Consider the following 15,538-nt stretch of genomic DNA (forward strand, 5'->3'; position numbering starts at 1 on the left):
GCGGTCCACCAAAAGGTGGGCCGCCACCAGTTCACAGGAGCCCCGGTCGGAAACGCCCGGGGCTTTTTCTTGAATCCCCCAGTCTTCGCAGGCTTCTACGCGACCGGTGACGCTCGCGATGGTCTCGGCCGCGAGCTCGCAGAGATCACGCGCGGTCACGTCGAAGGCGGTCTCGGGGCGTTCTCGGCTCTCTGTCTCTGAGATCGGGGAGAGAGCGCGGGGGCCTGGTTTACAGCGCGGCCCGTTTCGTCGTCGCGAGGCTCGAAGGCGGGTTTACTGCGGGATGGGGACAGTGCTTCCGTCACCGCAGTGTCCTCGGGCCGAAGTACTCGACGTCCACCGTGTTGGGCCTCCCGCCGACGGTCGCACGCACCACGTCCCGGCGTGGGCGCTTCAGGGCCCTCACGAGCGATCCGAGCGGCTCGAACGACGGCGTCAGCAAGAGCCCGCCCCCGTCGACGGGTTCCACCACCACGTGCTCGCCAACGTCCGGAGGTTCACCGTCCCACTCCACCCGTACCCGCTGCGTCTCGCGGCTCCACTTGCGACGGTCGCCCTTGGTCTCGCCTTCGTAGAACTGCAGCCAAGCATGACGACTCTGGGGCGTTGGCCAGGTCTCGTCAGGGTGAAGCGCCTCGACCTCGTCGGACCCCAGCCACATCATCAGGCCGGCACGATCCTCGAAGGTGGCACCCGTCGAACTGACCGCCTCGAACGCTGCCTCTCTCGAGTTCAAGCCGGCCCGGAGGAGCACGATCACGCTCTTGTCGCAGCTCCCGGCCTCCACGGCGAGCGCTGCCAACCCTGTGATGGCATCCGCTCCTTCGCAGGAGACTGCACTTGCGTGCACGCGTACGGCTTCCATCGCCCATGGAAGCCTGTAAGTCAGCGCTTCCTGCAGGAGGTCGACCCCGTCGTCATCACAGATGCCGATGACGTCGGCCGATGACTTGCCCCGCATCCAGGCGTCCAGCGCATCGGTCCACTTGGCAGGGAGGTCCTTGGGCGCGCGGAACGGGGCCGTCTGGAAGACGAGCTCTGCAAAGGCGACCACCGCGGACGACGCATCATCGAGATTGCTCTCGGAAATCGCCGTCTCGGCATTACCGAGGAGCTCCACGAGGCCCGGCAAGTTCGCGTCGAGGAACTGGCCCGCCGTCAGTCCAATGCCGGCAGCGTGATAGCCCCTGCGCTGCGGCTCCGTCGTCTGCGCCCATACCCGAGCAGCCCGTGCCGTCACGAACCCACGAATCAGCTTCTGCTCGGCTTCCTGATACTGCTCCACCTGCCGGGCAAAGAGCGAGCCGGCCAGCGCCTGATCCAAGCTGCTCGCAAGCTCGGCCTCATCGGTACCCGCGTCCAAGAGCGCCAGTATTGCGGCATCGAGCGACGCCAGATCGCGGTCCCAGTCTGCGGCAGATACCTCCAGCTTCTCTGCCGCCGCGTCGCTGAAGTCCCAGGCGCTGGAGTTGCCCATGACGTACTCGACGAGTTCCTCGACAGGGACTCCAGCTACCCCCGCGATTCGCCCGTAGATGTTCAGCGAGAGCTTCAGGATCCCGCTCTGCACCAACGGTGCCTTAGCCTCGTCGACGAGCTTCTGCCACTTGCGAACGACCTGGTTGGTCTTGCGTGTGGTCTTCTCCCAGACGACGTGCAGCACCAACCCCTCGACGTCGACGAAGGCCCGGCCTGCACGGCCCGCGACGTTGGCGAACTCCGCGGTCGGGATGATCTCCCGATTGCGCCAGATGGAAGGCACCAGAAGAACGCTCGCAGAGAGGTTGAGTCCTTGCGCCAGCGTCGGCGACGCCACCGTCAACCGGCAGTCGCCCGATCGCAGCAGGCGCTCCACCTCGGTGAGGAATGGACGAGGAAGCCCCCCGTGGTGCAGGGCGACCCCATGCTGTAGGCACTGCACCGCCGGATGGTCCTCGCCTAGCCACTCGGCCCCGGTTGCCATCGCATTCCGGATGCGCTCGTTGGGAGCCGCAAGCGGCACAAGAACCTCGTGCTTGATGCACTTGAGGATCAGCCGCCCCAGGGTCTCGACTGACTTTCGCAGCGAGCAGTAGATGAGGACGTCCTTCTCCTGGGCTACGAACCGCCACGCCGTGGCCAGCGTCAGCTCGTTCTTGTCGGACGGGAATGCTTTGCGCCGCCGGGAGCCCTCGGGCGGGTCGGCGGCCTCGATGAAGCGCGGCACAAACGGGCGCTCGTCCTCGACCTTCACGTCGAGTCGGGCGGCGTTCGACATCCACCGCAGCACTCCGAAGCGCTGTCTCGTCGGTCGCCACATCGAATGCACAGGATCGCCAGGGTCGTCCTGGCGAATCCACGCCACCAGGTCACTCATCTCCTCCGGAGTCGGGAACAAGGCGGACAAGCAGACGATTCGCCGACCGTCTGCGTCGTCCCGGCGCAGCAGTCGCTGTACGAGAGCCTCGTAGCGAACCTCGCGCTCGTTCGGCCCGAGCATGTGCCCCTCGTCGAGCACGATGAGACCGACGTCGTCGATGATCGAGTTGTCGTTGCGAAGCGCGAAGTCGAGTTTCTCCGGGGTGGACACCACGATCTTGCCCTCGCGGAGGGTCTCTGTGTCGCCGCTCTCGACGCCAGCAGAGCCGTACAGGGACGACACCGAGAAGCCGAGCGGAGCAAAGGTCTCCGAGAGGTCGCGCTCGACCTGAGCCGAGAGCGCCCGCAAGGGGGTCACGTACACCACGCGCTCATCGGAAGCGAGCGTGCGCAGAATACAGAGCTCGGCGATCCGAGTCTTGCCCGCACTCGTCGGGAGGGCGACCACGAGGTCGTCGGCCGGATCTACGGCCCGTTGCACTGCCTCAAGTTGCGAGGGCCATAGCTCGATTGCCGATCGCTTCCCAGCGCGGAGCCGCTGGACGTAGTTTCGCCGGAGGTCACTCCATCGCTCCGCATCGTCATGATCGGGGGGTAGCAGCGGAACCTGTTGGTGCAGGCTCAACCCCCAGAGTTCATCGAGGAGATGAAGCGCAAGGGTTGTCGTCCACCAATGGCTGACGGCGTGCACATCGCGGGCTGTGTCAGCTGCACGCTGAAGGAGTTCCTTGGCTGCTACCGCCGACACGTCCTCGCCAGTTGTTATCGCGTGGTCGAAGAGGGCCAGCGCGCGCATGAAGGCCGAAACGATCACTTCGCCGCAGGCGTCCGCCGCGTCGAAGTCTTCGTCCTCGCGCAGACGTTCCGCGATTCGGTCATCCGAGTGCCCCACATCGAGGAGCCAACCTGCGTAGAGCTGATGTAGGTCGTCGAGCTTGCGACGCAGAAGCTGCACGAGAGCGGTCTCGGTCGGGGCAAGGTTCGTCGCTCCGGCCCCAGTCGGAAGCATCGAGTACGCCCTCGCGGAGTACCGCGCGAGATGAAAGGCCACCGCCGCACTGACTCGATGAAAGCCGCCCTCATGCCCATCGGCCCCGCGGTGAACGGCTGCTTCGATCGCTTCGCCCGCTACCAGAAATGGGCGCTCGAGATTCGCCTCTACGTTCTGCGATCGGAGCCGTAGCGCCATGTTCAGGACGGTGTGAGCATAGTCGAGCAGATCCTCCGTCAGACTGTCCGGAAAGGCGGGCGAACCCGGGGGCATGACGCCGTCGCGCCAGATCATCCCGCGGGCAAGCCCCTTGTCGAGAAGGCGTTCCCTGAAGCCAGGCCGCGTTGCTGTGCCCAGGCGCTCAGTGAGGCGTTCGACCGACTCTGCCATCTAGAGCCCCCCGAACAGGAGTTCGATGAACTTCGCGTGGTCCTTGATGCGAACCCCGATGGCGTGCCGGAGCCGCTTCTTCTTCGCGGCGTCTTTCAAGTGGCCTTCAAGGAGGTTCTTCGGTGGACCACCGGTAAGGACGAACAACATGTGGGCGACTGGAATTCCACGGAAGCTTCCCAGGGCCGCCTCTTCGAGTTCCTCCGCGAGGCTATCCTCACCGCGCTCACGAAGCCGCTCAGCGACAAAGAGCACGGAGTGCCGCGTTGGTCGGCCACGGTCGCGGTCCAACGCGTCGCTCGCCTCATCCAACACAGCCGCGGAAAGCTTCGCACGGCTCTTGGACTCTCCCTTCAGGAGCATGAGCTTGTCCTTGCTGTCGCGTGCGACGCCAATAATGTCGTCACCGCGTAGCGCCATTTCTCGATCGTCCTTCCATTGAAGCCGACGGATAGGGACCTCGTACTTCAGCTCTTGCTCTGCGAGCTCCGTGGCCAGAACCTCCCCCAGGTCCCCCGAGCGCGAAGTCTTCCCCTTCGGGACATGCTCACGAAGCAGCGCCGCTGTCTGGACTGCTCCGAGCGAAGCTACGCGTTTGGCTACGATCTGCGGGTCCACATAATGCCCGCGCACCAGCTCTCGGAGGTCGCCCAGAATCGACGCGCGGCTGCCGTCACGTTCCGCGAGCACCCGAAGAGAATGCCGACCAACCGCGGATGTGCTGACGTCCAACCACTGCGAAACAGGATGAGCCGGTGTGGTTGCCTTGGGCTTCGCGGGCGCCTTCTTTGCCTTCGTCTTGGTCTTCGCCCCGGCCACGCCTTCCCCCTAGTAGTATTGCTTGATGTACCCGTAGGCCTTCTCGAACAGCTCGGCGTCGGCGTGGAGCTTGTACTTGAAGAGCGTCTTGCGGAGGGCCTTCTTGACCTCGCGCTCGCCGGCGCTGGTTTGCTGCCAGCCGGGGAAGCGTACGAGGCGCACGATCTCGTCGATGTCGTTGACGATGCGCGCGACCACGACGGGAGTGCTGTCGTTCTTGACCTCCTGGAACAGCTCGGTGAGAGCCGCTTTGCCGCGGTCCTCGTCTTCTTCGGGCGGGGTCTCCTTCTCGGCCGCGACAACATCGCGGGCGATGTCGAGGAGCTCCTTGAGGAAGGCTATGCTGTGGAGCTGCCCGGCTTCGTGGCGCTCCTTCAGCTTTTCGAGACGCTCGCTGAGCGCCTTGTAGTTCGGGTTGCCCATGTGCTTACGAAGGCGTTGTCCGAGCTTGATTTCCAGCTCCTTCGCCTTCTTCTTGGGATCGGGCGAGCCCAGAACGGCCTCGAGCAGCTCGGCATCCACGACGATCTCTTCGAGGTCGTCCCGCACGGTCTCGACGTGCACGTTCTCGTGGATGAGCTCGATGGTCTTTGCGCCGAGCGCGTGCCAGATGAGCTTGCCTTGGCCCGTGGTGGGCTGTACCGAGACGTACACCTGCGACAGCCAGCGGTAGTCGGTCTCGTGCTGTTGCAGAGCCGGGTCGGGCGAGAGCGCCTCCCAGAGCTTTCCGAGGTAGCTGTAGTCCGCCGCGAAGGCGTCGCGGACATCGTTGTTGGGCAAGCAGTCTTGGGCGGCGATCAGCCCTTCGTAGCCGCTCACGGTCCGGTCCACGCCAGGGAAGTATGCGAGGCACTTCTGCATGGCACCCGGTAGCTTGTCCTTGAGCCCGGCGATGTTGCCGACCACCTGGCGGAAGCCCTTCTCGTCGAACTCCAGGGCCTTGGCCACATCGTCGAACACGCCCAGGTAATCGACGATTAGGCCGTGGGTCTTCTCGTTCCCGTAGGTGCGGTTCGTGCGGCAGATGGCCTGCAACAGCGTGTGGTCCCTCAACGGCTTGTCGAGGTACATCGCCTGCAGGATCGGTGCATCGAAGCCGGTCAACAGCTTCGCGGTGACCACCAGAACCTGCAGGGGGTCATTCGGGTCGCGGAACCGGTCGAGGAGCTTCTCCTCGGCATCTCGGTCACGCTTGTAGGGTTTGTAGCGGTCGTCGTCCTTCTCCTTGCCGGAGACGGAGATGACGACGTCGCTGGCTTCTGGCGCCAGGTGCTTGTCGAGCTCGTCTTTGTAGAGCAGGCAGGTCTCTTGGTCGAAGGTCACGACCATGGCCTTGAAGCCGTTGGGCTCCACCTTCTCGACGAAGTGCTTGGCTACGTCCGCGCAGATGGCGCGCACTCGGTCGGGTGTCTTCACGAGCACGGCCATCTTCGAGGCCGCCTTGGCGAGGTTGTCCTTGTCCAGGTCGGAGAGCTCACCGGTGAGGTCCGCGTAGGCTTCGTCGATGCCTTCCTTGTCGATGTGCAACTCGATGAGCCGTGGCTCGAAGTGCAACGGCAAGGTGGCGCCGTCACGGATCGACTCCTCGAAACCGTAGCGGCTCATGTAGCCGCGCTCGTCTTCCTCGGCGCCGAAGGCGTAGAAGGTGTTCCGGTCGCGCTTGTTGATGGGCGTTCCAGTCAACCCGAAGAGGAACGCGTTCGGCATCGCCGCGCGCATCTTCATGCCCAGGTCGCCCTCCTGGGTGCGGTGGGCCTCGTCGACCAGGGCGATGATGTTGTCGCGGTCGTTCAGCACGCCGTCGGCTTCGCCGAACTTGAAGATGGTCGTGATGATGATCTTCCGCGTGTCCTGCTTAAGCAGGCGCTCGAGCTCTTCACGTGACGCCGCCTTCACCAGGTTCGGGATGTCCGAAGCGTGGAAGGTAGAGCTGATCTGCGCATCAAGGTCGACGCGGTCGACGATGATGAGCACCGTCGGGTTCTTGAGCGCCGGATGCAGGCGCAGCTTCTGGGCGGCGAAGACCATCAGCAGCGACTTGCCCGAACCCTGGAAGTGCCAGATCAGGCCTTTGCGTGGCTGCCCGGCAACGACGCGATCGACCAGGCGGTTTGCGCCCTCGTACTGCTGGTAGCGGCAGACAATCTTGAGGCGGCGCTTCTTCTTGTCCGTCGCGAAGAGCGTGAAGTTGGCGAGGATGTCGAGCAGCGTCGTCGGCCTAAGCAGGCCAGCGACGGCGCGCTGGAGATCCGAGAGGCCCTTGGGGGCAGCGTGCTCGTCGGCGCGCCACGGGCCCCAGAGCTCCACCGGCATGCGAACGGATCCGTAGCGCAGCTCCTTGCCCTCGGTAGCGACGCTGAGAATGTTGGGCGCGAACAGCTCCGGGACGAACTTCTCGTAGTCATCGTGCACCTGGAGCGCGCCGTCGACCCAGCTCACCGCGTTGCGGACTGGCGTCTTGGCCTCGATGACGACGACCGGCAGCCCGTTGATGAGCAGCACCAGGTCGGCGCGGCGCTCGGCAGCGCCGGCGCGGAAGGTGTACTGCGTGGTGACGACGTACTGGTTGTTCTCGGGGTTCTCGAAGTCCACGAGACGCACCGTCGTGTGCTCGTGGTTCTTTCCGAACGGCATGGACCGGTCACCACGGAGCCACGCGGCGAACTCCTCGTTCGCCTTGATGATGCCATCGCTGCGGACCGAGAGGACGATGGCGCGCAGCTTGTAGAGGACCTCGTCGGAGCGGTCGGGGTTCTGGGCGATCTCGGGGTTGAGGCGAATCAACGCTTCACGGACAAAGGACTCGGTGAACACCTCGTGGGTCTGTCGGGGCACATCACTGGGAGCGAGGTAATGCCAACCCAAGCCGGAGACCTTCCCGGCGCGCCGAGCCAGTCCGGGGCCTACTGCGGTGTGATGGGTGATGCCACCGCAGAGCAGGTCACGTACGTACGCTTCAACGGTGTTGGCCTCATTGAAGGTCATGATGGCCCTCCCGCCAGAATACTCTCTCGAATCATCCCCAATGCCTCCCAAGCCATGGTTGCCCGACCCTCAGCTTGTTCGTGGGCCAAGTCTGCTGTGCGGAGGACGTCCACGATTTCGCGCTGTCGCTGAACGCTGGGCACCCAAAACGGGAACGCAGACACAAGTCGGCAGTTTAGCGCTTGCTGATTGGTTCCCTGGCTCCACAGCCGAAGCAGCTGGTACTTGGCTTCGAGCTGGTAGAAAAGAAACTCTGGCTCAACTTCATTGCCAGGAACGACCGCCGCGAAGTTCTGATTGATCGTCGCCTCAAAAGAAAGGAAGGCGGCCATGCCACGCGTCTTTCCTTGGCCAATCATGGCGATGAGTGTGGATGACGCTGGAATCAGATCGAGCGAGCACTCACTAAGTGCCTTCTCGGTAATGAACTCATCGGCTGCTGTGATCTTTCGTTCGTTCACTTTGCCAGTGGGAAGCCACGCAACATCTCCGCCCCAATACTCGTCGCGTCCGCGACGAGGCGTCGTGCCGTTGCGAACATCTGCAATCTGACCGACCGTCGTGTTCGCTTCGTCGTGTGCGTCGAGGAAATATCCCTTCTGAAGCGACCGGCGTACTTGCAGAGCCGCGCGTGCGGTGTGCTGAACTGCCTCGGTCGTCTCGCGCGCGGCGTCAAGTACAGCGGCCATGCGTCGCTGTTCGTCCAATGGCGGCAGCGAGAACTCATATCTTGCCGCATCAGACCAGTTCACGAAGAGATTCGTCGAGCCGCGGAAGTTCCGCCGAAGGTGGTCCTGAAACCCCTCAGATCTGGCGACGGCCTCGACGAGGCTCGGAAGGATTACCCCCTCGTCCAGTGGACGGAGAATGAAGTTGGTGTGAGCTGAAAGACAGTCGAAGGTCGCGACCGCGACACGCAGCTTTGGCCCCCGCGTGGTGCAGATCACATCACCTGCACGGACAATTGTTCGAATCCTCGATCCAAAGTCTCCGTCGCCGACGGGACTCCACTCGCTGATTCTTCCGTCCTCGGGAATGTGTTTTCCAATAATGTAGCGAGAAAAGCCGTCTGCCTCGTAGTCCTTGGTAGCGGCTGTCGAATTCGTGACGACGTCTCCCAGCTTCACTCGCTGCCATGATTTCTTGCGTTCAGCCATGAGAGGCCTCTTCGCTCTGCAGTCCCTCCAGCACGTCGACCAAGGCGTCCATGTGCTGCCAGAACGAGCGCCCGCCTTGCTCCCATTCGGACCATACTTCGGTGAGAGTCTGCGTGTTGCGCCCTTTCGTCTTGCTTGCTGGTGCGCGCCTAACATACAGGGGGATTGAAAGGCTGTGCCCGTGGGTCGCAATTTCGGGCAGGGTCGCAACCGCGGCAAATCCGGGTTCGTCCGCGAAGGCTTTGTAGGCCGTGCGGATTCGTTGCTGGTGTTCGGGTCTAAGAAAGCTGACCCCACGCTCTCTAGCGATCTCGTTGACAGCATCGATAAAGAGAATCCGCCCCCTCCTGGCAGCAGGCTTTCGGGCTCTGCAGAACACCACGCAGGCCTCCATCGCAGAATTGAAGAACAGATTCGGACCAAGGCCGAGGACGCATTCGATAAGGTCGGCCTCGATGAGCTTTCGCCGAAGTTCGGCCTCGACGTCCCGGAACAGGACGCCGTGCGGGAAGAGAATCGCGCAACGTCCGGTTTGGGCGTCCAAGCTCTTCAATATGTGCTGAAAGAACGCATAGTCGGCGCGGCCCTGTGGTGGCGTGCCGAGGAAGTTGCGACCCCATGGATCAGACGCCCATGCCTCTCGGTTCCACCGCTTTATGGAATACGGCGGATTCGCCAGAACAACATTGAACGTGCGCAGCCTGTCTCCATCGGCAAAGATCGGCCGCTCCAGGGTGTCGCCACGTTGAATGTCGAAATCCTCAACCCCGTGGAGCACCAAGTTCATGCGGGCGATGGAAGCGGTCATGTGGTTGCGCTCCTGGCCATACAGCTTCAGGGTGCGATACTCGCCGCCGGAGCGTTTCACCTCAGCGAGCGCTGACAGCAGCATTCCGCCGGTCCCGCACGTAGGGTCGTAGATGCTCTCGCCGTCGCGGGGCTGGAGTAACTGGGCCATAAGGTGGACAAGCGTGCGGTTGGTGTAAAACTCCTGGGCAGTGCTTCCGCCGTCGTCGGCAAACTTGCCAACGAGATACTCGTAACCGTCTCCGAGTGAGTCCTCCGGAACCCGCGCAATAGAGAGTGTCTCGCTGGAGAAGTGCTCAAGTAGGTTCTTCAGGGTGTGGTCGGGCAAACGTTCCTTGTTTGTCCATGGTGCATCTCCGAAGATGCCGTCGAGCCGGCCTGGATTGCCGGCCTCAATGGCTCTCATCGCGTCTTGAATAGCCCGGCCGACGTTTTTCGGTGTTGTCCGGACCTGCTTCCAGTGAGCGCCATCAGGGATCCGAAATCGCTCGTCAGCTTCGGCCTTGGCCAGAAGCTCGGACCCGTCATATGCGCCTAGCGCATTGGCGTAGTCCTCGTCCCACACGTCGGATAGCCGCTTGTAGAATACCAACGGAAAGATGAACTGCTTGTAGTCGCCAGCATCGACAAGACCCCGAAGGATCGTGGCTGCGCCCCAGAGGTAAGACTCGAGTCGCTCTTGGGTCAGGACTGTCGTCATTCGAGCCAACCTCCCTCACTGAGCTCGCGTCGCAGCCGCTCTTCCGCGTCACGGCAGCGGGCTAGAGTTGCCTTGAACTCCGATATCGCGTGGTCGAGAGGAGGTATGTCCTCGCCGATCGGTGGAAGGACGTAGCGGCTGATATTCAGCGTCCAATCCTCTCGCTCGATCTCCCCGACGGTCACGACTCGAGCTTGGTGTTCGACGTCACGGAAGCCGGTGACCCAGGATAGGATCTGCGCGACGTGACCAGGTTCCATGTGGTTCTGGGCTCGGTCCTTGCGGAACAAGGCCGACGCATCCGCGATCAAGACTCTGCCGGCACGGGGCCGAGGCTTCTTCATGCGGAGCACTAGGATGCAGGCAGCTAGGCCTGTGCCATAGAAGAGATTGGGGGCGAGGCCGATCACCGCTTCTACACGGTCCTCCTCAAGCAGCTTCTGGCGGATCTGCCCCTCAACTCCCGCTCGAAAGAGAGCGCCCTGCGGAAGCACGACGGCCATGCGCCCACTGCTTGGAGCCATCGACGCGACCATATGTTGCACCCAGGCGAAATCGCCCGACTTATCCGAAGGAAGTCCCGCAAAGGCGCGACCCCACGGGTCGCTTTCCCAAACATCACGCCCCCAATTCTCTAGTGAGAACGGGGGATTTGCGATGACAACGTCGAACGTCGCCAAGCCGCCCGTGCTTGGGTCGGAGAACACGGGACTGCGCAGCGTGTCACCTCGCTCCACTTGGAAATCCTCGACGCCGTGTAGAAGAAGATTCATCCGCGCCACCGCAGACGTGGTTAGGTTCTTCTCTTGTCCGAACAGTCTTCCGAAGAATGTTCGGGGATCTCCTCCGGCCGCCCGTACATGCTCGACAGCGGCAAGCAACATACCGCCGGTGCCACACGCGGGGTCGTAGACGGTCTCGCCTTCCTTTGGGTCGAGGATGTCGACCATCAGGCGCACGACGCTGCGAGGGGTGTAGAACTCGCCGGCCTTCTTGTTCGTCGTGTCGGCGAACTTCTTGATCAGGTACTCGTAGGCATCGCCGATCACGTCGTTGCGGACGGTCTTGTTACCGAGGGGCAGTGCCGAGAAGTGCTCGACGAGATCCTTCAGTAGGTCGTCGGCCAAACGGTCCTTGTTCGTCCACTGGGCGTCACCAAAAACGCCGTAGAGGTGCTTTTGGTTGGCTCGTTCAAGTCCGCGCATGGCGTTCTGGAGCTTCTTGCCGACATTCGACGCGGTCTCGCGCACGTCGCGCCAGTGGCAGCCCTCGGGCACCTGGAACCGGTGCTCGTCCTCGAAGTCCTCGCCATACGTCTCGACCGCCTCGGCATACTCCTCGTCCCAGACGTCGCAGATGCGCTTGAAGAAGAGCAGCGGCAGGATGTAGCTCTTCCAGTCGGTGCGATCGACGGGGCTGCCGCGGAGGATGTTGGCGGCCTCCCAGAGGTGGGACTCGAGCTGCTGGAGGGTCAGCTCGAGCGGGAGCGATGACTGGTCATTCATCGGCACCGCCTCCGTCCTTCTGCTCTCCGGAGACCTGGCGCTCGATCCACGCATCGATGTCCGAGCGGCGGAAGCGCCACTGGCCGCGGACCCTAAAGCATGGAATTTCAGTGCGTTGCGCCATCGTGTACACGGTCTTCTCGGCGACCTTCAGCAGCTCGGCCACTTCGGCCACGGTTAGGATCTCATCCGGCATGGGTGCTCCGCCCGCCTCCGGTCAGTCGTTGGCAAAGGATTCCAACGGCTGCCATCATACGGCTGAAAATGGCTGCGGCGCAATGGCCCATCCGAGGGACATGCGCCTTCAAGCCTGTAGAACGATCTCGGGTGGTTACGCGGCCGTGGAGAGTTCTCGCCACTGCGCCCGCTGCGCGCCCCAGTCCCCGGCGTAGATCACCGTCCTGAGGTCCCGCTCGCTCATAGGCTCCCGGCCATCGACGGCCTCGAGGAACAGCACCTGCTCCTGGATGTCCGGGGCCAGCAGCGTGAGGTTCATGAGCTGGGTGATCCGGGCCCGGGTCAGCTGGAAGTGCCGGGCAGCGTCGGCCTGGTCGCGGAAGTCGCCCCGCTCGATGGCAGCACCGAGTCCGTGGGCGAAGGCCAGCATCTGGGCCACCCGGGCTGGCCGACGGACGGGGTCGTGGACGGGCTCGGGGGGCTTCTCGGTGAAGACGTAGCCTCGGCCGCGACGCTTGCGGAAGAGCTTACCGGTCAGCACGAGGGTGTCGCCGTCGGTCCTTCCGGCGGGCTGGGTGGTGAACACGGCTTCGTCAGTCATGGGCTGGCCTCCATCGCAGCCGTGGCTGGCACGGCCTCGCCGGCCCCGGCTTCATCCGTTCGGTCGTCTTGGCGATCGGGTGCGCCGAGGTCGTTGAGCATCACGGTGACCTCGTTCTCGGGCTCGTTGACGATCACCTTCTTCACGACGGCCTCGATGAGGCGCATGCGGTTGGCCGGCGACATCACGTCCCAGACGGTGTCGAAGGTCTTCAGCGCGCCGCTGACCCAGCGGCCCTCAGACTGAAGGTCGTCGAGCCCGGTGAGCGTGCGCTCCACCTCCACCAGGCGCATCTCGTGCTTGGCCATAGCCTGCCCGAGCTCGTCGATGCGCGTCTCGATTTGCCGCCGCGCCGACTCGTTGACGCCGATGATGGTGTCGATGAGCTTCTTGATCTCCGACGACAGCTCCGCGATCAGCGCGGGCAGCTTCTTCTGCTCGCGCTCGAGGGCGTCACGCTTCTGCTCGAAGTAGGCGTCCATGCGACGGGTCACTTCGTCGGCGAGGTTGCCGTCGGCGGTCACGTCGCGGATGCGGGTCACCACGAAGCTCTCGATGGCATTGGCGGGTAGCGGTCGCGCGTCGCAGGCACGCCGGCCTCGCTTATCTCGGTTGACGCACTGGTAGTAGCGGTAGCGCTTGGTGTTGCCCTTCTTCTTGCTGGTGCTCTTGCCGGTCATGGCGTAACCACAGACACAGAAGAGCCGCCCGGACAGCAGGTACTCGCCGCTGCGCGGCTTGCCAGTCCGGCCCGCGCCGAACTTCTTCAGGTAGACCTGCACGCGGTGGAAGATGGCCGGCTCGATGATGGCCTCGTGTTCGCCCTCGAAGACCTCGTCGCGGTACGGCATCAGCCCGGCGTACACGGGGTTCTTCAGAATCCGAAGGACGACGTCCTTGCTCCATGCCCGCCCCGGCCGGACGTGCCCCTTGCGGGTGGTGCGCTGTTTGGTGAGCTGGTGCGCCTCGTTGAGATGCTGGGCGATCGACAGGGCCGACTGACGGTCGAGGTAGCGCTCGAAGATGTCGCGCACCACGTGGGCCTCGTGCTCGATGATGACCAGCTTCTTGTCCTGTGCCTCGTAGCCGATGGGCACCGCGCCGCCGGTCCACTTGCCGCGTCGGCGCGACCCGGCAATCTTGTCCCGGGTTCGCTCGCTGATCATTTCGCGCTCGAACTCCGCGAAGGACATCAGGACGTTGAGCGTGAGACGGCCCATGGCGTCGGCCGTCGAGAAGTTCTGGGTGACCGACACGAAGGCGGCGCCGGCCTTGTTGAACCGGTCCATCACCTTGGCAAAGTCGAGTAACGAGCGGCTGAGGCGATCGACCTTGTAGACCACCACCACGTCGACGCGGCCGGCGTCGATGTCGTTGAGCAGGCGGGCAAATGCGGGCCGGTCGATGTTTGCCCCGGTGAAGCCGCCGTCGTCGTAGCGAGTGTCGGTGAGCTTCCAGCCGAGGTGCGCTTGGCTCTTGATGTACTGCTCGCAGGCCTCCCGCTGGGCGTCGAGGGAGTTGAAGTCGCGCTCGAGGCCCTTGTCCGTCGACTTGCGCGTGTAGATCTCATCCGCGACCTCGACCACGAGAAGCACGCGGCGGTGAACCGGCGCGCATGATGCCGTGGCGGCGGTAAGCTGTCGGCTCAGTCGGGCGAGTAGAAACGCACGTCCAAGAAGGCCGCTCGGCATCGCCAAATGCGTCGCTCGAGACCGCCGGACGGTTCCGGGGCGTTCCACCAGTTCGAGTCCATGATGCGCTCGATCACCCTCGACCAGTAGTCGTCGAGATCGACGTTCTTCGGGATGTCGAACGCCTCGCAGAGCTGTTTGCGGTTCTTCGAGTCCAGACACACGAAGTAGTCGGGGCGCTTGAGCGCCAGCAGCCTCGTCGCTGTAGCTGTTCCCGACCTCTCGAATGCAGAGCTGAACCGCTCAACGAATGCATCGAAGTCCGCTCGGCCGACCTCGCCCGTGAGGGGGATGCGGTCGAGAGCATCCGAGAGCTGCGCGTTGTTCTCGTTCACTGCCTGCTTGAAGTAGCCCGCGCCCTTCATGCTTCCGAACCAGAGCCAGTCGAATTCGTCGGTTCGCCCGAAACCAGCGATGCCCCGGCGACCATCGTCATCGATGTCGGAGAATCGCCCATGCTTGCGGAAGAGCCGGGCGGCTTCTTCCAGGACGGCGAGCCTACCGTCTGTGGTGTGCTCGGTGTCCTCTTTCACCGTGCGGAAGTACTGCTTCCACCTCTCCCTGAAGATGGGCACTTCCAGCGGTGACCGCGGCGCCTTCTTTGAGTTCGTTGGAGGCGAGTACGTACCGGAGAGCGGGCCCAGGCGCTTCTGCTGGCGAGCCCAGACCGCTCGGTACGCTTCGAGATCTTCCGGGGCGACACTGCTCCCGAGGGTTCGATACCCGTCCAACGCGCAGACGATGTCCTCGTGTGCCTCGACGGCGCCCGCGTCCTCTTGGTTGACCCACACGGCGGACTCCGAGTTCGAGCTGAATGCCGCCTGCGTGAAGTTGGGGCTGCCCACGACGCAGTCCCAACGGCTACCTCCGTGCTCGAAGTAGTACAGCTTTGGGTGGAAGACCCCGCTGGGGTTGAGGACGAACTGCGCGTTCGAGTGCTCGATGAATGCGGCGATGAACTCGGGGTCGGTCTGGTAGAAGTGGGTGCCGACGGTGAGCTGGGCGATCTTCGACTGATGTTGCGTGAGCAGCTTGAAGCCTGGCGCGCTGCTTGAAGCCCAGGCCACCGCCCATCGGGCGCGCTTGCAGCTCTTCAGAAGGCTTGCCACCGCTGCCTTGAGCTCGGAGTTGGTAGCCAGGAACCGCATGTCGTAGATCTTTCAGTGAACTCGGGGCGCTAGGCAACCCTTGTGTGCGTCGAGGATCTGGCGCGCTCAACCGGAGCCTACACGCGAGGCGGCCACTCCCCGAGCAGCGTCCACTCGCGTCCGCGCTCGGGCACATCGACCGCCACGAGGTTCCCGGGCATCCGCACCTTGTTGAGGCCGAGGCAGGGCACGCCGTCGATCTTTGAGTC

The 15,538-nt window shown here is 63.5% G+C and carries 10 protein-coding genes; all 10 read right to left on the reverse strand.

Annotated features, from left to right (window positions below; genetic code table 11):
• Window positions 1-301: 301 nt before the first annotated feature.
• Window positions 302-3,739 (reverse strand): DEAD/DEAH box helicase, encoded by a 3,438-nt coding sequence (locus H6717_07920; protein ID MCB9576937.1) that lies wholly within the window; start codon window positions 3,737-3,739, stop codon window positions 302-304.
• Window positions 3,740-4,558, reverse strand: a complete 819-nt coding sequence (locus H6717_07925) for a DUF1837 domain-containing protein (GenBank protein MCB9576938.1) — start codon at window positions 4,556-4,558, stop codon at window positions 3,740-3,742.
• 9 nt (window positions 4,559-4,567) lie between these two features.
• Window positions 4,568-7,543 carry a type I restriction endonuclease subunit R gene (locus tag H6717_07930; GenBank protein MCB9576939.1) on the reverse strand — a complete coding sequence of 992 codons (2,976 nt, stop codon included), beginning with the start codon at window positions 7,541-7,543 and terminating at the stop codon, window positions 4,568-4,570.
• On the reverse strand, window positions 7,540-8,700 hold the full coding sequence (locus tag H6717_07935) for a restriction endonuclease subunit S (GenBank protein ID MCB9576940.1): 1,161 nt from the start codon (window positions 8,698-8,700) through the stop codon (window positions 7,540-7,542). Before H6717_07935 ends, H6717_07930 begins: the two co-directional genes overlap by 4 nt.
• Entirely contained in the window at window positions 8,693-10,207 is a 1,515-nt protein-coding gene (locus H6717_07940; protein MCB9576941.1) for an SAM-dependent DNA methyltransferase, read from the reverse strand. The genes H6717_07935 and H6717_07940 overlap by 8 nt, the downstream gene beginning before the upstream one ends.
• The gene (locus H6717_07945) at window positions 10,204-11,712 is read right to left on the reverse strand and encodes an SAM-dependent DNA methyltransferase (GenBank protein MCB9576942.1); all 1,509 of its coding nucleotides are present in this window, start codon (window positions 11,710-11,712) and stop codon (window positions 10,204-10,206) included. Before H6717_07945 ends, H6717_07940 begins: the two co-directional genes overlap by 4 nt.
• Window positions 11,705-11,908, reverse strand: coding sequence for a helix-turn-helix domain-containing protein (locus H6717_07950; GenBank protein ID MCB9576943.1), 204 nt, complete (start codon window positions 11,906-11,908; stop codon window positions 11,705-11,707). Before H6717_07950 ends, H6717_07945 begins: the two co-directional genes overlap by 8 nt.
• A 135-nt stretch (window positions 11,909-12,043) precedes the next feature.
• Window positions 12,044-12,490: a hypothetical protein gene (locus H6717_07955; GenBank protein MCB9576944.1), complete on the reverse strand. Its 447-nt coding sequence runs from the start codon at window positions 12,488-12,490 to the stop codon at window positions 12,044-12,046.
• Complete coding sequence (locus H6717_07960; protein MCB9576945.1) at window positions 12,487-14,181, reverse strand: recombinase family protein; 1,695 nt, start codon at window positions 14,179-14,181, stop codon at window positions 12,487-12,489. The genes H6717_07955 and H6717_07960 overlap by 4 nt, the downstream gene beginning before the upstream one ends.
• A complete protein-coding gene (locus tag H6717_07965; GenBank protein MCB9576946.1) occupies window positions 14,136-15,329 on the reverse strand; it encodes a phospholipase D family protein in 1,194 nt (397 codons plus the stop codon). The genes H6717_07960 and H6717_07965 overlap by 46 nt, the downstream gene beginning before the upstream one ends.
• Between the last annotated feature and the right edge of the window lie 209 nt (window positions 15,330-15,538).

Source organism: Polyangiaceae bacterium (assembly GCA_020633235.1).
Taxonomy (GTDB): Bacteria; Myxococcota_A; Polyangia; order Polyangiales; family Polyangiaceae; genus JACKEA01.

Excerpts from the sequence above, each read along its gene's own strand:
- H6717_07940 (MCB9576941.1), bottom strand. The coding sequence starts at position 10,207 with ATGACGACAGTCCTGACCCAAGAGCGACTCGAGTCTTACCTCTGGGGC.
- H6717_07950 (MCB9576943.1), bottom strand. The coding sequence starts at position 11,908 with ATGCCGGATGAGATCCTAACCGTGGCCGAAGTGGCCGAGCTGCTGAAG.
- H6717_07960 (MCB9576945.1), bottom strand. The coding sequence starts at position 14,181 with ATGCCGAGCGGCCTTCTTGGACGTGCGTTTCTACTCGCCCGACTGAGC.
- H6717_07920 (MCB9576937.1), bottom strand. The coding sequence starts at position 3,739 with ATGGCAGAGTCGGTCGAACGCCTCACTGAGCGCCTGGGCACAGCAACG.
- H6717_07935 (MCB9576940.1), bottom strand. The coding sequence starts at position 8,700 with ATGGCTGAACGCAAGAAATCATGGCAGCGAGTGAAGCTGGGAGACGTC.
- H6717_07965 (MCB9576946.1), bottom strand. The coding sequence starts at position 15,329 with ATGCGGTTCCTGGCTACCAACTCCGAGCTCAAGGCAGCGGTGGCAAGC.
- H6717_07930 (MCB9576939.1), bottom strand. The coding sequence starts at position 7,543 with ATGACCTTCAATGAGGCCAACACCGTTGAAGCGTACGTACGTGACCTG.
- H6717_07955 (MCB9576944.1), bottom strand. The coding sequence starts at position 12,490 with ATGACTGACGAAGCCGTGTTCACCACCCAGCCCGCCGGAAGGACCGAC.
- H6717_07945 (MCB9576942.1), bottom strand. The coding sequence starts at position 11,712 with ATGAATGACCAGTCATCGCTCCCGCTCGAGCTGACCCTCCAGCAGCTC.